Annotated in this window: 16 protein-coding genes; 11 read left to right on the top strand and 5 right to left on the bottom strand. The window is 63.5% G+C overall.

From position 1 onward, the window contains the following. Window positions 1-1623, top strand: coding sequence for an amidohydrolase (locus tag ABWI03_RS09165; protein ID WP_298773972.1), 1623 nt, complete (start codon window positions 1-3; stop codon window positions 1621-1623). A gap of 65 nt (window positions 1624-1688) precedes the next feature. After that, window positions 1689-2927, top strand: a complete 1239-nt coding sequence (locus ABWI03_RS09160; RefSeq protein ID WP_298773969.1) for an HNH endonuclease signature motif containing protein — start codon at window positions 1689-1691, stop codon at window positions 2925-2927. Between the two features lie 88 nt (window positions 2928-3015). Here the strand turns inward: ABWI03_RS09160 and ABWI03_RS09155 are convergent, their stop codons facing one another. From ABWI03_RS09155 to ABWI03_RS09145, 3 genes are read right to left on the bottom strand one after another with little or no spacing between them, the layout of a single operon-like run. Next, on the bottom strand, window positions 3016-4035 hold the full coding sequence (locus ABWI03_RS09155) for a DUF2804 domain-containing protein (protein ID WP_298773967.1): 1020 nt from the start codon (window positions 4033-4035) through the stop codon (window positions 3016-3018). A gap of 2 nt (window positions 4036-4037) precedes the next feature. Continuing rightward, complete coding sequence (locus ABWI03_RS09150) at window positions 4038-4790, bottom strand: isocitrate lyase/PEP mutase family protein (protein ID WP_124567872.1); 753 nt, start codon at window positions 4788-4790, stop codon at window positions 4038-4040. Window positions 4791-4837: 47 nt separating this feature from the next. Then, window positions 4838-6106: a cytochrome P450 gene (locus tag ABWI03_RS09145; protein ID WP_095970450.1), complete on the bottom strand. Its 1269-nt coding sequence runs from the start codon at window positions 6104-6106 to the stop codon at window positions 4838-4840. Between the two features lie 128 nt (window positions 6107-6234). On the opposite strand from ABWI03_RS09145, the gene ABWI03_RS09140 reads away from it, so the two are divergent. The 3 genes from ABWI03_RS09140 to ABWI03_RS09130 all read left to right on the top strand — a co-directional run bounded on the left by ABWI03_RS09140 (window position 6235) and on the right by ABWI03_RS09130 (window position 9754). Continuing rightward, a complete protein-coding gene (locus tag ABWI03_RS09140) occupies window positions 6235-6870 on the top strand; it encodes a TetR/AcrR family transcriptional regulator (RefSeq protein ID WP_020968862.1) in 636 nt (211 codons plus the stop codon). Between the two features lie 9 nt (window positions 6871-6879). Continuing rightward, window positions 6880-8307: a hypothetical protein gene (locus tag ABWI03_RS09135; RefSeq protein ID WP_298773963.1), complete on the top strand. Its 1428-nt coding sequence runs from the start codon at window positions 6880-6882 to the stop codon at window positions 8305-8307. Between the two features lie 67 nt (window positions 8308-8374). Beyond that, the gene (locus ABWI03_RS09130; RefSeq protein WP_253252868.1) at window positions 8375-9754 is read left to right on the top strand and encodes a hypothetical protein; all 1380 of its coding nucleotides are present in this window, start codon (window positions 8375-8377) and stop codon (window positions 9752-9754) included. On the opposite strand, the gene ABWI03_RS09125 is transcribed toward ABWI03_RS09130, so the two are convergent. Further along, complete coding sequence (locus ABWI03_RS09125) at window positions 9711-10136, bottom strand: NUDIX hydrolase (protein ID WP_095970494.1); 426 nt, start codon at window positions 10134-10136, stop codon at window positions 9711-9713. The two genes, ABWI03_RS09130 and ABWI03_RS09125, sit on opposite strands and share 44 nt — an antisense overlap. 190 nt (window positions 10137-10326) lie before the next feature. Between ABWI03_RS09125 and ABWI03_RS09120 the strand changes: the two genes are divergently transcribed. The 6 genes from ABWI03_RS09120 to mnhG are packed head-to-tail and all read left to right on the top strand — an operon-like array spanning window position 10327 to window position 16666. Then, the gene (locus ABWI03_RS09120; RefSeq protein WP_124567869.1) at window positions 10327-13164 is read left to right on the top strand and encodes a Na+/H+ antiporter subunit A; all 2838 of its coding nucleotides are present in this window, start codon (window positions 10327-10329) and stop codon (window positions 13162-13164) included. Next, entirely contained in the window at window positions 13161-13793 is a 633-nt protein-coding gene (locus ABWI03_RS09115; protein ID WP_095970455.1) for a Na(+)/H(+) antiporter subunit C, read from the top strand. Before ABWI03_RS09120 ends, ABWI03_RS09115 begins: the two co-directional genes overlap by 4 nt. Beyond that, window positions 13790-15490 (top strand): Na+/H+ antiporter subunit D, encoded by a 1701-nt coding sequence (locus tag ABWI03_RS09110; RefSeq protein WP_298773957.1) that lies wholly within the window; start codon window positions 13790-13792, stop codon window positions 15488-15490. The genes ABWI03_RS09115 and ABWI03_RS09110 overlap by 4 nt, the downstream gene beginning before the upstream one ends. Further along, on the top strand, window positions 15487-16059 hold the full coding sequence (locus ABWI03_RS09105; RefSeq protein WP_095970457.1) for a Na+/H+ antiporter subunit E: 573 nt from the start codon (window positions 15487-15489) through the stop codon (window positions 16057-16059). Before ABWI03_RS09110 ends, ABWI03_RS09105 begins: the two co-directional genes overlap by 4 nt. After that, the gene (locus ABWI03_RS09100; protein WP_003945061.1) at window positions 16056-16325 is read left to right on the top strand and encodes a monovalent cation/H+ antiporter complex subunit F; all 270 of its coding nucleotides are present in this window, start codon (window positions 16056-16058) and stop codon (window positions 16323-16325) included. The genes ABWI03_RS09105 and ABWI03_RS09100 overlap by 4 nt, the downstream gene beginning before the upstream one ends. Continuing rightward, window positions 16322-16666, top strand: a complete 345-nt coding sequence (gene mnhG, locus ABWI03_RS09095) for a monovalent cation/H(+) antiporter subunit G (RefSeq protein ID WP_372581417.1) — start codon at window positions 16322-16324, stop codon at window positions 16664-16666. Before ABWI03_RS09100 ends, mnhG begins: the two co-directional genes overlap by 4 nt. On the opposite strand, the gene ABWI03_RS09090 is transcribed toward mnhG, so the two are convergent. Further along, on the bottom strand, window positions 16632-17999 hold the full coding sequence (locus ABWI03_RS09090) for a phosphatase PAP2 family protein (RefSeq protein ID WP_095970458.1): 1368 nt from the start codon (window positions 17997-17999) through the stop codon (window positions 16632-16634). The genes mnhG and ABWI03_RS09090 overlap by 35 nt on opposite strands. Window positions 18000-18079: the final 80 nt, after the last annotated feature.

Raw genomic sequence — 18079 nt, 5'->3', positions numbered from 1 at the left:
ATGGCTGCTGATCTGGTTCTGTACGGCGACATCGTGACCATGCACGAGGACTCACCACGCGCCCAGGCGCTCGCCGTGACTGGCGGCCGGATCACCGCCGTCGGCGCGCGCACGGACGTCGAGGAACTGGTGGGGCCGGATACCCGCGTTGTCGACGTCGGAGGTGCCGCTGTTCTGCCGGGGTTCATCGAGCCGCACGGTCACCCCCTCGAAGAAGCGATCGTGCTCGGGCCTGACGTCGTCGACATCCGGCCTGTCACGATCGCCGAGGCGGATGCCGTAGTTGCTGCCGTCGTCGACACTGTTCGTTCGCGAGGTACTGCCGGTGCTTCTCTGAATGGTTGGGACCCGTTGCTGCAGAAGGGCCTACCCGAACCGACCATCGACTGGCTGGACTCCGTCGCGCCGGAGCACCCCCTCGTGATCATGCACAACTCGGGTCACGTCGCGTATTTCAACACGGCGGCAGCAGTGCAGGCCGGGATCACCCGCGATACCCCCGATCCGATCGGCGGATCGTACGGCCACGACGCGACGGGAGCACTCGACGGATCCGCGTACGAAATGCCTGCGGTGTTCGCAGTCGCGGGCCACGCAGTCACCATCGGTGACGACTTCCCCGCACTGGTGGCGGCCGAATGCGCCCGACTGAACGCCGCCGGAATCACCACCATCGCCGAATTGTCGTTCGACCCCAAGATGCGGCCCGCCCTGGCCGCAATAGCCGACGCCGGACTGCTCACCACCCGCCTGCGGCTCTACGAAATGTCCAACGACGCACGCACTACCGAGGCGTCGCCGGGCGACGGAAACGACCTGGTGCGCCAGATCGGCATCAAGGTCTGGTCCGACGGTTCGCCGTGGGTCGGCAACATCGCCACCAGTTTCCCGTATCTCGATACCGAGGCAACCCGCGCACTCGGGATCGCGTGCACGCACGGGCACGCCAACTACACCGGCGAACAGATCCACGACATCAGTTCCGCCTACTTCGCCAACAGGTGGCAGATGGCATGCCACGCCCACGGCGACGACGCGATCACCATGGTTCTCGACGCGTGGGAGCAACTTCTGAAAGAGCACCCCCGGCCCGATCACCGGTTGCGTCTCGAACACGTCGGCGCGATGCGTCCGGATCAGTTCGTCCGCGCAGCGGAACTGGGCGTCACGGTCAGCATCTTCATCGACCACCTGCACTACTGGGGCGACGTTCTGGTGGATGACCTGTTCGGCCCCGAATACGGATCCGTTTGGGCCGCAGCAGGATCTGCACTCGCTGCCGGACAGCGGTTCACCTTCCACAACGACGGACCCGTCACCCCCGCCAATCCGCTACGGAACATGCACGACGCCGTCACCAGACTTTCGCCCAGCGGCCGCGTAGTCGCGCCTCAGGAGCGGATCCCCGTGGACGCCGCCGTGCGCGCCCACACGGTCAACGCCGCGTGGCAGCTGTTCAGCGAAGATCACATCGGGTCCATCTTCCCCGGCGCCTACGCGGATCTTGTTGTGCTGTCGGCGAATCCCCTCGAAGTCGAGCCAACCGAGCTGGCCGAGATCACGGTGCTCGCCACCGTCCTGGAGGGCCGGACGGTGTACGGGGATCTGAGCGCGATCGGCTGATCTCGAACTCAAAGTAGTCCGTTTTGCCCCTGGCTCTCGAAAGTATGTTCGATTAAACTTTCGGTATGAACAGTCGGGAAGCATGGCAGCTGGATGGCGAGGGCCTCAAGGGTGAGGTTCTGGATCTGGTGCGTGTCCGACACGAGTTGCAGTCGCGGATGGTGCTGTTGATCGTGGAGATGTTTTCCCGGGAGGTTCTCGGCGGGAAGGGTTTTCGGGCGATCGCGCAGTGGTTGCACGGTTCGACGAATCTGGAGATCGGTGAGTGCAGTCTGTTGGTGGGGTTGGCGCGGTTGTTGATGCTCGAACCTGTGGTGGGCGATGCGTTTCACCGGGGTGATGTTGATGCGTTGAAGGCACGTCAGGTGGCGTCGTTTTGTCAGCATCCGCCGAAGAACATGACCCTGGCGGACGTGGAGAAGGCCCGCGGGATTTTGCTTGATCTGGCGTCGAAGAATATTGCCGATTGTGATGCGGTGCGGGCGGCGATTCGGCGGATCGAGAAGCAGTACGGAAACCGTGAGGACGGTGTTCCGGTCGGGGAAGACTCTGAGCGCAATGAGTTCTACGCCTCGAAAGGCTTGTACGGGCGGGTGACCGTGAAGGGCGATTTGGATGCGGTGAACGGGGCGCGGTTGATCACGTTGCTGTCGAGCCTGTCGGCTCCGACACCGGAGAAGGACGGTGTCAAGGACACTCGTACGCCGGCTTTACGGCGCGCGGACGGGTTCTGCGAACTGCTGCGGCGGTACGAGCGGGCGGGGTTGGGTCCGATCGAGGGTGGGGTGAAACCGCACATCACGGTGACAGCGTCGGCGAAGGACATGACGGATCTCAAAGCTCTGAAGGATCTGTTGCCGTCCACCGAGGAACTGGGGTTCGCGTGGGCCGATTGGGTGGGCCCGATCAGTATCGACACTGCCCGGATGCTGGCCTGCGACTGCACGGTCACGCGGATCTTGTTGGATGAGAATGGTGTTCCGCTCGAGTGCGGTAAGGAAGCGAGAACCGCGACGGTTCCGCAGCGGCGGGCGTTGGCGGTGCGTGATGGTGGGTGTGCGTTTCCGGGGTGTGGGACTCCGTCGGGGTGGTGCGATGCTCACCATATTGTTCATTGGAATGATGGTGGCCCAACGGATCTCGATAATCTGATCTTGTTGTGCGGCCACCATCATCGGACGTTGCACCACACGCAGTGGCGGGTGGAGATAGGCCCGGATCGGAAGTCGGTGTTCTATCCGCCGATGTCGATCGATCCGTATCAGCAGCCGATCGGCGGGAACAGTCCACCTACCGTGGCGTGAACCGCGACAACTGAAGACGTGAGCACCGAGGCACCTCCATGCCTCGGTGCTCGTGCTGTGTTCTGGCGCCTTCGCGGAGACGTAAGCCTTACCAGCGGTTCCGAACCTCCTCGGCAAATCCGAGGAGATCTCGAACCACCACGGAGGTGCCGTCGTCGAGGATCACTGTGCCGGAGAACTTTCCGAACACCTGATGCTGAATCGAACGCAGCACCCCGACGTCGAAAGTCGCGGCACGGTCGATGATCGGCTCGAAAGTCATCTCGAAGCGACCGTCGTTGCTCGAGAAGTTCCACGAAGCGCCGTCGTACGTTCCCTGCGGGATATCGAAGTCGATCCTGTCCAGTTTGTGCGCCCGTCCTCCGACAAACACGATGTTCTCGCTGGCTGCCCTGGTATCCCCGAAGCCGTACCCGATGTTGAATCCGAACCGCTCACCGTTCACCAGTCCGGATGCAGAACCCCAGTACCAGGTGTTGTCGTAAGTCCAGACTCCCCTGCCCCAATCGAGAACGCCGAATGAGTCTTCCGAGCGAAATGTGAAGTCGTCGATCCCAATTCGCACGGTCCCGGCAGCGGGCAGGCAGTTGATCTTCTGGTTGTAGTAAAACGATCGGGACGCCTTCGGAAACGGTGTGGCGATCACCATCCGGTCATCGGCAGGACTCGCCAGGAACAAATCAGCATGAAGACCTCGCCCACCGTCGAAAGCCGGGTAGTCGACGATCAGGTGGCGCCCACCGTCCACATGGCGAAACTCGAAGCGAGCTTTACCTTTCGACACCACCACATCACCGTCGTCCGCGCTTTCGGGCAGACCGAGCCTTCCCATCGGGAACGGCAGCATCACGTTTTCGGTGATCTCGTGTGGTGTTCGGAAATCGAGCCAGGAGACTCCGAGCAAGCCCATGTACCCGTTGTCGGCGACGGTCAACGCGATGCCGTAATCCGCAGTGTGAACGCAGTAGTAGTCCCACTCCTTGATCCGGAACTTGGGAGCGGTGATCGCAGAGCGTCGATACTTGCGAATTTCCGATGGGGCCCAACCCGTCTCGACCAAATGTCCGCGATCGTCGAGAAGCGGGCCGGGCGACATCAGTGTCTGCATTCTTACTTCCAGCGTCCCAAGATCTCGTTCGCACGGTTGGCCAATGCCATCTGGAAGAACGGACCGAAGCTCACACGCGCCACTCCGAGCGGCCCGAAACTTGCCGGGTCATCCTGGTCCGGAATTCCGATCGCATTGATCGGAAGTGGAAGTTCGGACGTCAGGCGGCGCTGGGTCGCGTCGTCATGCCGCCCGACGGGGTAAAGAACGTCGGCACCGGCGTCGGCTGCCAACTTCAGGCGTGCGATGGCGCGATCGACGCGATCGGACTCGTCTCCGACCTGCTTCACGAACAGGTCGGTGCGTGCGTTGACGACGACGTGAACGCCGGCGGCGTCGGCGGCCTGGCGAAGCCCACCCACGAAGTCGGCGTGCTCCTGCGCCTCACGCAAGCGTCCGCCTTCACTGTGGACGGTGTCCTCGATGTTGAGTCCGACAGCGCCGGCATCGATCAACCCGTCGATGAGAACTGCCGGCTCGAGCCCGTAACCACCCTCGATGTCCACCGAGATCGGGGCGTCGACCGCACCGGTGATCTGCTTGATCCGGTGGAGAAGCTCCTCGAAGGTGATGCCCTCGTTGTCCGGCTTGCCGATGGAATCGGAAACCGGGTGGCTGCCCACCGTCAGGGCTGCAAAACCGGCAGCCACCGCAAGATTCGCCGACCATGCGTCCCACACAGTCGGGAGAATGACCGGGTTGCCTGGCTGGTGCAACGCCAGTAGAGCAGTTGCCTTGTCGTTGATCGAAGTCATGCGGTGGCTCCTCGAGATCGTGGGGTGGTACCTCTCACCTACCGACTCTAGTGAGCGACCGGGCAGCCTGTGCTCTTGTAATCGACCTGGAACTCCTTGATGCCGTTGATCCAACCCGAGCGCAGACGGCGCGGATCACCGATCTTGGTGATGTCCGGGACGTTGTCGGCAATCGCGTTGAACATCAAGTCGATCTCCATGCGAGCGAGGTTGGCACCGATGCAGAAGTGCGCGCCCGTTCCGCCGAAGCCCAAGTGCGGATTGGGGTTACGAGTGATGTCGAACGTCATAGGGTTCTCGAACACGTCCTCGTCGAAGTTCGCGGAGCTGTACAGCATCACCACGCGCTGACCCTTCTTGATCGACACTCCTGCCAATTCCGTGTCCTCGAGCGCGGTGCGCTGGAATGCGGTGACGGGTGTCGCCCAACGGACGATCTCGTCGGCCGTCGTCTTGGGACGCTCCTTCTTGTACAGCTCCCACTGCTCAGGGTTGTCCAGGAACGCGATCATGCCGTGTGTGATGGCGTTGCGGGTGGTCTCGTTCCCCGCGACCGCCAGAATCAGCACGAAGAACCCGAACTCTTCCGGGCTCAAAGCGTCGCCGTCGATGTCGGCCTGGACCAGAGTCGTGACGATGTCATCTGCCGGGCAGGTACGACGCGCGTCTGCCATTTGGTACGCGTATCCAAGGACCTCGGTGGACGCGACTGCCGGATCACCCTGGTATTCCGGGTCGTCGTAGCCCATCATCTCGTTGGACCACTTGAACAGCTTGTCCCGATCGTCCTGCGGTACACCGATCAGATCCGCGATCGCCTGGAGCGGCAGCTCGCTGGCGACCTGCTTCACGAAGTCGCCCGGGCCTTCGCTCACAGCGGTGTCGACGATGCTGCGCGCACGACGATCCAATTCGTCGCGCATGCCGTTGATCGCGCGCGGCGTGAACAGCTTCGAAATCAGCTTGCGGAGCTTGGTGTGCTCCGGCGCATCCTTGTTGAGCAGAAGATGGCGGAGCATCTCGACGGCCTCGCGAGGCATGTCGTCGGCGAAACGCGCGATCGCGGTGTTCTCCCAGCTCGAGAACACATCACTGCGCTGGCTGACCTCTTTGACGTCAGCGTGACGCGAGACCACCCAGTAGCCCTCGTCCTGGAATCCGCCGACCGTCGGCGGCTGCTCACACCACCACACGGGTGCGTTGCGACGTAGTTCGGCGAACTCCTCGAAAGGGATCCGCTCCCCGAGGACAGCAGGATCGGTGACGTCGAATCCGGCCGGTAGGTCAGGCGTGCGTGTTGTGTCCGAGATGGTCATGGCGTCCTCTGATCGGTCGATTGTGCGCTACACCACAGAGTAGCTTTCACTAACGGTCTGTCAAGTGAAAGACGGCCAGTCTCGTGCAACCGTCCCGCAAGAGCCCCCGCGGCACTAGGATCCCGGTAATGACAGATACCTCCGGCAGACTGACGCTGCGAGAGAAGCAGAAGCAGCGAACCCGCGCAGACCTCGTGGATGCCGCCGGCGCGCTCTTCACCGAACGCGGATACGCGGCTGTCACCGTCGAGGACATCGCCGGCCGGGTCGGTTGCAGCCGAGCCACCTTCTACCTGCACTTCCCCGGCAAGATCGACATACTCAAGGCCCTCGGCTCGAACACTGTCGTATCCAGCACGCTCGCGATATTCCAGGATCTCGACCACGTACTCGATTCCGGTTCGCGCGAAGAATTCGCCGGCTGGATCAACCGCGCTCTCGACTGGTGCCGCGATCACCACCACATGATGCGGGCGTGGGACGAGGCCATGGTCCTCGAACCCGAATTCCGGACACTGGCCCGCGAAGGCATCTCTGCACTGCCCAACGCGATGCCGTCGTACCTGGCCCGCTGGCCGCAGAGCCGACACGACGAGGCGAAACTCCGGGTAGAGCTCCTGCTGACACAGATCGAGCGCTTCTTCATTCGCTGGGCCGAGCAGGGCGCGATCACCGCGGGTGCGGACGTCGCAGCAGACGTTCTCACCGACATCTGGTTTCCGGCACTCACGCCACCCACAACCGATGTTGCGGCGCCGCGATAGGTTGGCCCGATGCCACTCGATCTTCGAGCGATCCTCACCACCGTCGCCGCACTCCTGTCCGGGATACTCGCGGCGCTGGCCCTGACCAATCCCGTTCTTCGCGACTGGGCCATCGTGGCCTCCCCGTCGGAAGTGGATCGTTGGATCAGCAGTGGACCGACTGCCGTCGGACTCGGCGCCGTGGTTGCCGTGCTCGCGTGCGCCCTCTCTCAGCGTCGCGGTTCCCGTCGGGCAGCCTGGATCGCGATCGCCGTCGGCGTCGCCGTCATCGCGATCGTTCGGGCAGTCGTACCCGAGGTCGCGTCGCTGGACCTGCTGATTGCCTTGATCATCGTCAAAAGTGTTGCAGCCGGCGCGATTCTGGGTTGCGCAGTTGCCGTCAGTTGGGATCGCACTGCCACGAAGAACGCCGTACTCCTCGGTGTGCTTGCCACCTTCCTGGCGGTTCGCACCTTCGCCGGTGGAACAGGCCGGATGAGTACGTCTTCGGTGGGTGAGCCGTCGTGGTGGCTGATCGGTGCCGCAGCCGCAGCAGCGGTCGCCTGCGCAGTCACCGCACAGGCCGGCTTCCGGATCCGGAAACCCGACACGGGCGAAATTCGCATCGCATTGGTGGTGATCGCAGCTCTGGCAATCGGGCATCGCGTGATCGGCGCCGTGGTCGACCGCCAGCAGTACGCATCCGAGGCAACCGCCTGGTTCGTCATGGTTTTGGCGGCAGGCGCTGCGCTCGCGTTGACGTGGATCGCTGCGTACCGTCTCGGCGACACCTCCGGTGCTGGTGGCAAGTTCCTCTGGGCGGCAACCGCACTGGCCGCTGCGTCCGCTCCGTTGTTCGTCGACATCGCGAAGGGATCCGGTCACTGGGGTCAGCTGAAGTCCCCCTGGGTGATGGTGCTTTTCGCGGCCCTGCCGGTCGCCGTCGGATTGCGACTGCACAAGCGAGTTCCTCGACTCGTGGCCATCGTCGTCCTGGTTGCGGTTCCGCTGTCGGAACTACTGCCCTTCGATTCCGCGCACGGAACATGGTCAATCGCACTGAAGATCGCCGCACTGGGCCTCGCTGCCGGATTGCTGTTCGGTTCCCTGGCTCCCGGCAGCCTGGTCGACGCCACGCTCGGACTCGCGATTCCCTTTGCCGCGATGACCTTCTCGTCGATCGCCATCCTCACCGATCAACTCACCGCACCTCCAGAATTTACAGCGGCAGAGATTCAGCGATTCATGGAATTTCCCATCCCCGCACACGTCAGCGCTGACGGAGGACTATTCGGACGCGGCGTCGGCATCACCGTCGACTACGTCACCGCTCAGACCGTTGGCGCGGCGGTTCTGTTCACCCTGATCATCGGCTTCTGCGGCGCGGCGATCCTCCGACGATCCCACCCTCCTGTCGATACTGCGGAATCTCGGATCGAACCGGAGCCAGTCGACTGACACACCGTCACCGGACTGAGACCTGCTATTGCGGTGCAACTGGTACCGGATTGACTATTTTGGAGCAGTGCCCATCGCCCGCAGGACGCTGCTCGTCGCTCTGAGTGGTGTGACGGCATTCGTCGTCACCGTCGTCGCTTTGGCACCGTTCGTGAACAGCCAGTCGACGTCGATTTCGACGGGCGATCGCTTCTGGTCGATCTCGACCATCGGCGCCGGCGTTCTGGCTGTGGTCGCGGTCGGGACAGCCGCGATGATGGCCCGCTGCCGGTTGCGGACCGCGGCCATGACGGTCGTCGGTGGGCTCCTCCTCGAACTGCCCGGGCTCTACGATCACAACTTCGAGGCACTCTCGCCCGTCGGTGCGGGAGTCGCCGTCGGCGCGGTCACGGTTGCCGCCGCTCCGCGGGTCCGAGCCGCTTCGGTCGCGGGAACGATTGTCGCCGTGCATGTCTCGGATTCCTTGCTCGACGAGGACGCAATTCCTCGGCGATACGCGGACTACATCGCCGACAACACAAACCAGTTTCAACCACCCGTGGTGGGAGCGACACTGCTCGCGCTTGCATTGGCAGCCGCCTGCGTCGCCGCGTTCTGGTTCCACGACTTCGACAAGGACCACCCCAAGGAACGGATGGCCGTTCGGCCCGTGACGATCGCGGCGGTGCTCACGCTCTTCGGCGTCGCGGCGAATTGGTGGTTCGAGATCACCACAGTCTCAGCAGCGGTACCCCTCCTGCTCGTCGCGCTGGTGATCACGGTGATCTGCGCGCGGGTGTTGGGCGACGGCAGTCGAATCCTGCTGATGTGTACCGCAGCCGTCGCAACTCTGGCGGCGGTGTCGGCGAACCGTCCCGCAACCGAGGCGATGGAGTGGTCGAAGACCCCCGCCTCCACCGCCGTCGTGATCGGAGTCGTCATCGTCGCCGCGGCAGCAATCGGCGCGATCGCTCCCTCGCGGGTCGTCGGCTACGGATTGCTCCTGACGGTGACGGTCGCCGGGATCGTCAGCTACGCCACGTCGCCGTCGCCGAAGATCGGTGACGTTCTCACGATCAGCGATCTTCTTGTCGCCTTCACTGCAGCGGTAGTCACGTATGCGATCGCCAGCGCGATGTACCGAGAGCCACCGCGGACCGGAGCGTCGCGAGCCCTTGTCGGACTGGGTGTCATCTTCGGCCCGACGGCGCTGGCACTGCTCGTCTACCCGCAGTTCGACTACGGATGGACGGCGTACACCCCGCTGGACGAGAACAAGCCTTTCAACGGCATCACGACGGTCGGTCCGTTCGAAATCTCGACCGACATCCTGATACTCGACGCCGTGGCGCTGATCATCGTGGCCGTCTGCGCCTACACGAGTCTGCGCCTGGGCCGGATCAGTCGGTCCGTTCCTTCGCCGATCAGTCGATCAGATCCATCGACGCCAGACGATGGAACACTTTGAGCGATCCCGGCGCCACCTCGTCCATCGCCGCGTATTCGGAGAGCGTGAAGTAGCGGAACTCGGCGATCTCACTTGTCGGGTGTGGGTCTCCGGCCATCTCCGCCAGATAGCAGCTCATGTGCAGGCCGGTGTCCGCGGAATGACCGAAAGCGTGAGCCTCGAAGACGTCGAGGAACGTGACCGTTCCGTCGACCAGATCGACGTCGAGTTCCTCCCTGATTTCTCGGTGCAGCGCCTGCTCGGGCGTCTCGCCCGGGTCGATCTTCCCGCCGGCCATGTAGAACGCGGTCTTGCCCACGGAGCGGGTCTGGATCAGCTTGCGATCGCGAATGTGCGCAAGGGCAGCGGTACGGATGATCGTGGTGGGAGTAGACGAATTCACGTCGTCCAACCTACGTGTATCAGCGGGCGCCGATGATGTCCGAATCGACTCGCTGCACATCGAAACTGCCACGCCCGGTAATATGTACGCAAAGACAACCTCTCCGACTAGGTGAATTGTCTCGTTATTCCGATAGGTTCGATTTTGTTCGGACACCCCGCCGCCCGCTGACAACACGACGGAGTGCCTTTTGCTCGCTATCTTGCTTGCCCATGCCGTTGCCGCCCTCTTGGCTCCGCTTGTGGTGCGCAGGTTAGGGCGAAACGGCTTCTTCCCCCTCGCGATAGTCCCCCTCGCCGGCCTCGGCTGGGTCATCGACAAATGGGGCACCGTCGAGTCGCTGCACATCACCTGGGTTCCCGGCCTGTCGATGGACATCGACTTCAGATTCGACGCGCTCTCGGCCATCATGGCCGTGCTCGTCCTGGGTGTCGGCACGCTGATCCTGATCTACTGCGCCCGCTACTTCAACGACGACGAACCTCGACTCGGAATCTTCGCCGCCGAGATGGTCGCCTTTGCCGGCGCCATGTTCGGGCTCGTGACCAGCGACAACATGCTGCTTCTCTACGTGTTCTGGGAACTGACGACGGTCCTGTCGTTCCTGCTGGTCGGTCACTACGCCGAACGCGCCACCAGTCGCCGCGCCGCGACCCAGGCACTGCTCGTGACCACCGCCGGTGGTCTCGCGATGTTGGTCGGCATGATCATCCTCGGCCAGGTCGGCGGTAGCTACAACCTCTCCGAACTGGTCGCGAACCCGCCGACGGGGTGGCTCCCGTCCGTCGCGATCGTCTTGATCCTGATCGGCGCGCTCTCCAAATCGGCGATCGTGCCCCTGCACTTCTGGCTGCCCGGTGCGATGGCCGCGCCTACCCCCGTCAGCGGCTATCTACACGCTGCCGCGATGGTCAAGGCCGGTATCTACCTCGTCGCGCGCCTGGCTCCCGGGTACGCCGATTCGCCGCCGTGGCGCATCACCATCATCAGTTTGGGTCTGCTGTCGATGATCCTCGCCGGTTGGCGAGCCATGCGCGCATACGACCTCAAACTCGTCCTCGCCTTCGGAACCGTCAGCCAACTCGGCTTCATGATGGTCCTGGTCGGCATCGGTACGCGTGACGCCGCCCTGGCCGGTATGACGATGGTCGTGGCGCACGCGATGTTCAAGGCCGCACTCTTCATGGTGGTGGGCATCATCGATCACACCACCGGAACCCGTGACCTCCGCAAACTTGCTCACCTGGGTAAGGCGGCACCCGCTCTGGCGATCATCGCGAGCCTCGCTGCCGCCAGCATGGCCGGTCTGCCACCGCTACTCGGATTCGTCGGCAAGGAAGCCGCACTCGAATCGGTTCTCGAAACGAACGCGCTCGGGCACTGGTCGTCTATCGCCGTCGTCACGGTGATCGTGTTGGGCTCGATCCTGACCGTCGGCTACAGCGTCCGGTTCATCTGGGGCGCCTTCGGACGCAAGACCCTGAGCAAGCCCAGCCCGGCCGTCAGCAAGATGCACAAGCCGGGCTGGCTGTTCCTGTTCGCGCCCGGCTTGCTCGCCGTTCTCGGTCTGGCCGCCGGCATTCTCTCGCCGCAACTCGAGAAGCTGCTGACGCCGTACTCCACCACGCTGGCCCCTGGCCCGCACGCCGATTACCACCTCGCACTGTGGCACGGATTCAACACTCCGCTGCTGCTCACGTGCATCGTCATCGCCGGCGGTGTCGCGCTCTACATCGCACAGCGTCAGATCAGCCGACTGCACTTCGAGCACCCGCCGCTGGGCAACGCCGACCGTATCTACGACGCGACCCTGCGCGGCATGGACACCATCTCGATGCGCCTGACCGGCGCCACTCAGCGTGGTTCGCTCCCCCGCACGCAGTCGACGATTCTCGCGACGCTGGTCGTCGTGCCGCTGTTCCTGCTGATCATCGACACCAAGGACGCCGGCGTCGACCTACGGATGTGGGATTCGCCGATCCAGTTCACGATCGCGCTGATGATGATCTCGGCCGCCATCGCTGCAACGCTGATGCGCAACCGACTCGCGAGCGTCATCCTCGTCGGACTCACCGGCTACGGCTGCGGTGTGTTGTTCGCGCTGCACGGTGCTCCCGACCTGGCTCTGACCCAGTTCCTCGTCGAAACACTGACGCTGGTGATCTTCGTACTCGTACTTCGGAAGTTCCCCGCCGAAGTCGACGAAAGCAAGGCGATCGGCTTCAAGTGGCCGCGTGCCGCACTCGCCGTCGCCGTCGGAATCACCGTCACCACCATCGCGGCATTCGCCACCAACGCCCGGAACACTCGTCCGATCTACGAGCTGCTTCCCGACGCGGCCTACGACCTGGGCAACGGCAAGAACGTCGTCAACGTCCTACTCGTCGACATCCGCGCATGGGACACGCTCGGTGAGATCTCCGTGCTGCTGGTCGCAGCGACCGGCGTCGCCAGCCTCGTGTTCCGCAACCGCCGCTTCGGTATCGCGCCGCGCGTCGCCGACGCTCCCTCCGTCATCGTGGACAAAGCTGCCGCCAACTCCGATACGACGTGGCTGCGCGGCGGAGACCTGATCGATCCGCGGCACCGTTCACTGGTTCTCGAGGTCACCACGAGGTTGATCTTCCCGGCCATCATGGTGTTGTCGATCTACTTCTTCTTCTCCGGTCACAACGCTCCCGGCGGAGGTTTCGCCGGAGGCCTGACGGCGGGCCTCGCCCTCGTGCTGCGTTACCTCGCCGGTGGCCGCTACGAACTCGGTGAAGCAGTACCCATCGACGCGGGCAAGATCCTCGGCCTCGGCCTGGCGCTCTCCGCAGGTACCGCCCTGGTGTCGCTGTTCTTCGGAGCTCCGGCACTCTCGTCGGCCGTCTTCGAATTCACGCTCCCACTGATCGGCCACGTCAAACTGGTCACCGCACTGTTCTTCGACCTGGGCGTCTACCTCATCGTGGTCGGCCTGGTCCTGGACGTACTCCGAAGTCTCGGCGCCCGCCTCGACGCAGAAATCGAGGTGAAAGCACCATGAGCGCAAACATCGGAATGCTGATCCTGATCGGCGTCCTCACGTCGGCCGGTGTCTACCTGCTGATCGAACGAAGCATCACCCGGATGCTCCTGGGTCTGCTCCTGTTCGGCAACGCCATCAACCTCTTGATCCTGACCGTCGGTGGATCGGACGGGAATCCGCCCATCGTCGGCCGAGATTCGGTCCACGAGGAGATAGCGGATCCGCTCGCCCAGGGCATGATCCTGACGGCGATCGTGATCACGATGGGAATCGCCGGCTTCGTTCTGGCACTGGCGTACCGGTCTTACAAGATCAACACCGCCGACGCCGTCGAGGACGATCCCGAGGACACCAAGGTTCTCAAACGTCGCCTGCCGGCCGACGCTCCCGACCACGACCGCTCCGACGACCCGGTCACCGGTGCCCCGAGCATCGGCGGCGACGCATTCGACAAGGACGGAAACCCTATTCCCCTCGAACAACTGGTCAACCTCGAGGACATCGAATGCTACGACGACCTCCACGACGGCGACTTCGAGGACGAACCGGTACCCGACTGGGCCACCGACCTGGCTCGTAAGAAGGAAACCGAGAAGCGGCGTAAAGACGCTCGCCAAACCGAGATCGAGGGAGGTGGAGGCGCATGACCATCTCGGACAACCTGATGGGAGCCCTTGCGCCCCTACCCGTCCTGATCCCGATGCTGGCCGCAGCCGCGACGCTGGTCGTCGGTCGGCGGCCTCGCTTCCAGCGTGTGATCACCCTGATCGCGCTGGTCGGCGTCGTCGCTGTGTCCGGCCTGCTGCTCTACCTCGCCGACCGCGACGGGACGACCGCTGTTCAGGTCGGCGGCTGGGATTCGCCCATCGGCATCACACTCGTCGTCGACCGTCTATCGGCGATGATGCTGGTGGTCTCGTCGGTGGTGCTGCTCGCCGTCATGATCTACGCGATCGGTCAGGGTATTCGCGACGGCAGCGAGGCCCAGCCGGTCTCGATCTTCCTGCCGACCTATCTGGCGTTGACTGCCGGTATCTCCAACGCGTTCCTCGCCGGTGACCTCTTCAACCTGTACGTCGGGTTCGAGGTTCTGCTTGCCGCGAGTTTCGTGCTCCTGACGCTCGGTGCCAGCGCCGACCGCGTCCGGGCCGGTATCTCGTACGTGATGGTCTCGATGGTGTCTTCGCTGATCTTCCTGGCGGGCATCGCCTTCGCCTATGCGGCGACCGGCACCCTCAACATGGCCGACATGGCCCTGCGCTTCGACAACATTCCGCCGGGCACACGAACGGCCATCTTCGGTGTCCTGCTCGTGGCGTTCGGAATCAAGGCCGCGGTCTTCCCGCTCTCGGCGTGGCTACCCGACTCGTATCCGACCGCGCCCGCACCGATCACCGCCGTCTTCGCGGGGTTGCTCACCAAGGTCGGTGTGTACGCGATCATCCGCGCGCACTCGTTGCTGTTCCCGCAGGGAGAACTCGACAATGTACTGATGGTGTGCGGCCTGCTCACCATGGTGGTCGGCATCATGGGTGCCATCGCGCAGAGCGACATCAAGCGTCTGCTCTCGTTCACACTGGTCAGCCATATCGGTTACATGATCTTCGGTATCGCGCTGTCCACGACGTCCGGGCTCTCCGGCGCGATCTACTACGTCGCCCACCACATCATCGTGCAGACGACGCTCTTCCTCGTCGTGGGTCTGATCGAACGACAAGCCGGGTCGTCGTCGCTGCGCCGTCTCGGCGGTCTGGCTGCGGCCAGCCCGATCCTGGCGATCGTCTTCCTGATCCCGGCCCTGAACCTCGGTGGTATTCCGCCGTTCTCGGGCTTCATCGGCAAGGTCGCACTCCTGCAAGCCGGTGCGTCCGACGCCAGCGCGTTGGCCTGGATCCTCGTCGCCGGCGGCACGATCACCAGCTTGCTGACGCTCTACGCCGTCGCCCGCGTGTGGACCAAGGCATTCTGGCGAGCCCGCGCCGACGCACCCGAAGGTGACCTCGCCGACGTCAGCCCGTCAGCGTTGATCGACGAATCCGAAGAGGACATCGCGTTCGTCGACCGCGAGGACGTCGGCAAGATTCCGCTCTTCATGCTGATCCCGACGGTCGGTCTCGTCATCGTCGGCCTGGCGCTGACGGTGTTCGCGGGCCGGATCATCGACATCAGCGACAGAGCGGCGAAGGATCTGCAGGACCGGTCCATCTACATCGACGCGGTTCTCGGCAACCACCGACCCGTGCCGGTGGACGAAGCTCCCGTCGCTGCAGACGACCCTGCAGCCGTCCCGAACACCGATGTCCCGAACACCGTTGTCCCGAACACCGAGGAGGCTCCGCGATGAAACGCGAACAGGTACTCCGCGTCGGGATCCTGCTGTGGCTGATGGTCGTGTGGATCCTGTTGTGGGGCAACATCAGCTTCGGCAACATCTTCGGCGGACTCGCCGTCGGCCTGATCATCATGGTCCTGCTTCCCCTCCCCCGCGTACCGGTCGAGGGCCGGGTGCATCTGCTGTCGATTCTGCGTCTGCTGTGGATGATCGTGTACTACGCGATCGTGTCGAGTATCCAGGTCGCCTGGCTGGCGATCCGTCCGTCGCCGCCGCCGGTCACCGGAGTTCTGCGGTACCAACTCGGAATCAAGTCGGACCTGGTTCTCACGCTGTGCATCGACGTTCTGAACCTGATCCCGGGCACCATGGTTCTCGAGATCGACCAGAACCGACGCATCGTCTACGTCCATGTGCTCGACGTCGGATCGCAGAAAGCCGTCAGTGCGTTCTACCGCTCGGTGGAGGATCTCGAGCGGTTGTTCATCGCGTCGTTCGAACGTGATTCGGACTGGCAGCCCAGCCCCTGGCACCAGCGCGACTACGAATTCGATGCACCCCGGCAGGAGGACCAACCATGAACGGGTTCATCACCACGATCTTGATCATTTCCGGAGTGATTCTCCTGATCGCCGCAGTACTGACCACGTTCCGACTGCTCGACGGTCCGAGCTCACTCGACCGCCTCGTCGCTCTGGACACGATCATCGCGGTCTCGATGTGTGGGCTCGCGGTCTGGGCTGCGTACAGCAAAGACACGACCATCGTTCCCGCCATCGTGGCGCTGGCGCTGGTCGGCTTCATCGGTTCCGTGTCCGTCGCGCGCTTCCGGGTGAGTGACCAGTGATCGGCAACATCCTCGACACGATCGGGGCCGTCTCCATCTTCCTGGGTGCGCTGCTCGCGCTGACAGCGGCAGTGGGAATCGTTCGTTTCCCCGACACCCTGCGTCGTATGCACGCGGCCACCAAGCCTCAGGTGGTCGGACTTGTTCTGGTTCTGATGGGTGCGGTGTTCCTGCTTCGTGGCAGCGTCGACATCTGGATGCTGGTACTGGTCGGCATCTTCACGTTGCTGACCGCGCCCGTCATCGCGCACAGCGTCGGACGCGTCGCCTACCGCGAACAGCGTGAAGAGGACGACCTCATGAAGATCAACGAGCTGGAAGACCCGGACTCTCTCCTGTAGCGGCATCCCACTCACCGTCGCGCTCGCCCCACACTGCAAGAGCGGTGCCGGGGCGGGCGAAGAAGGTGGCGAAGTACGCCACCGACATGAGAACCAGGACAGCCATCAGCAGCGGCCCGAAGATCGCCGGGTACTCGGCCATCTGCACTGCAGCGAATCGGTACGAAAGCAACAATCCCGCGAGCAGTGCCGAGCCGCCGATCAACAGGCGCACTCGGAACCAACCCCAACCTCGCTCCGGATCCCGCAGCGCCGCATCGAGCGTCAGGCACAGGACCGCACCGGCAATGAGGTCGACGCCGTAGTGGAAGCCGAATCCGAGCGTCGCCGTCAGGGTCGCGACGAGCCAGAACGATCCCAGGCTGCGAATCCACCACGGTCCGCTGCGCGAGTGGATGAACAACGCGACCGCCCACGCGGTGTGCAGGCTCGGCATGCAGTTTCGCGGTGCGGCGTCGTCGAACGGCAGCGACGACGGCGACGCGAAGTCGAAGTTGGGCACGATATTCGGCCAGTAGTCACCGATCTGGAATCCGAAACCACGCGGACCGAAGGCGAACACCGGCCCGACCACCGGGAACAGGACGTAGAAGATCGGGCCGATCAGCCCGATGAGCAGGAACGTTCGCAGCAGGTGATGCGACGGCCATCCCTTGCGTACTTGATAGAGAGCAACCACGATCACTGCGACGGGTAGTTCGACGTAGATCCAGTCGAGCGCTGCGGCACCGACGGGGCCCATGGCGTCGACGATCTGACCCATCACCCACGACGGGTTCCCGAGAGCCTGGTCGGCGAGGAATACGTACTCGTCCCAGACATCGGTGCCGACGAGAATGGTGATCTCCAGCCACGTTTCGGCAACCTTGGCCGCGATGATGAGCAACGCGCCCAGAGCGACGCCGTGCAGAACGCTGAGTCGACGCTCGCCGGACAACTTCCACACCGCGTACACCGCGATGGCTGTCAGAACCCAGGTGCCGCCGGTGCCCATCGTCAGCGGTCCACCCGAGAACCAGCGGATCGCGCCGACGACCACGTCGATGACGACGGCCGCGGATACCGCGTAGATGCGTTCTTTGTTGTTCAGCCCGACCAGCGCGAGAGCGAGGCCGACCCAGGGCATCGTCGCCGAACGGGGAACGAGGAAGTAGTCACCGAAGAGGCTTTCCACCGGACCGAGATAGCCCTTGTACGACGCGAACGCCTGCACGCCCAGAACCAGGGCGGTCAATGCTGCTGTGCCGATCAGAAGGAGTCGATGAGAACTCGACCACGAACGATCAGATTGTCCGGGTGCGTCCCCTCGTTGGGACCAACTGTCTATCAACACCGGACAATAGTAAACGGCATGTGAACCGAATATGGACACCCACTGGACAAACGGTTGGTATGCCCGGATTTTCAGTCCGC

The organism is Rhodococcus baikonurensis (genome assembly GCF_040489275.1).
GTDB lineage: Bacteria > Actinomycetota > Actinomycetes > Mycobacteriales > Mycobacteriaceae > Rhodococcus_F > Rhodococcus_F baikonurensis.
Note: the sequence above shows the minus strand (reverse complement) of the source record. Positions and strands in the feature narration are given on the sequence as shown.

Bases quoted from the DNA above. Each gene is read 5' to 3' on its own strand.
- ABWI03_RS09105 (WP_095970457.1), top strand. From the start codon at position 15,487: ATGAAACGCGAACAGGTACTCCGCGTCGGGATCCTGCTGTGGCTGATG.
- ABWI03_RS09160 (WP_298773969.1), top strand. From the start codon at position 1,689: ATGAACAGTCGGGAAGCATGGCAGCTGGATGGCGAGGGCCTCAAGGGT.
- ABWI03_RS09110 (WP_298773957.1), top strand. From the start codon at position 13,790: ATGACCATCTCGGACAACCTGATGGGAGCCCTTGCGCCCCTACCCGTC.
- ABWI03_RS09165 (WP_298773972.1), top strand. From the start codon at position 1: ATGGCTGCTGATCTGGTTCTGTACGGCGACATCGTGACCATGCACGAG.
- ABWI03_RS09100 (WP_003945061.1), top strand. From the start codon at position 16,056: ATGAACGGGTTCATCACCACGATCTTGATCATTTCCGGAGTGATTCTC.
- ABWI03_RS09115 (WP_095970455.1), top strand. From the start codon at position 13,161: ATGAGCGCAAACATCGGAATGCTGATCCTGATCGGCGTCCTCACGTCG.
- ABWI03_RS09145 (WP_095970450.1), bottom strand. From the start codon at position 6,106: ATGACCATCTCGGACACAACACGCACGCCTGACCTACCGGCCGGATTC.
- ABWI03_RS09155 (WP_298773967.1), bottom strand. From the start codon at position 4,035: ATGCAGACACTGATGTCGCCCGGCCCGCTTCTCGACGATCGCGGACAT.
- ABWI03_RS09135 (WP_298773963.1), top strand. From the start codon at position 6,880: ATGCCACTCGATCTTCGAGCGATCCTCACCACCGTCGCCGCACTCCTG.
- ABWI03_RS09150 (WP_124567872.1), bottom strand. From the start codon at position 4,790: ATGACTTCGATCAACGACAAGGCAACTGCTCTACTGGCGTTGCACCAG.
- ABWI03_RS09140 (WP_020968862.1), top strand. From the start codon at position 6,235: ATGACAGATACCTCCGGCAGACTGACGCTGCGAGAGAAGCAGAAGCAG.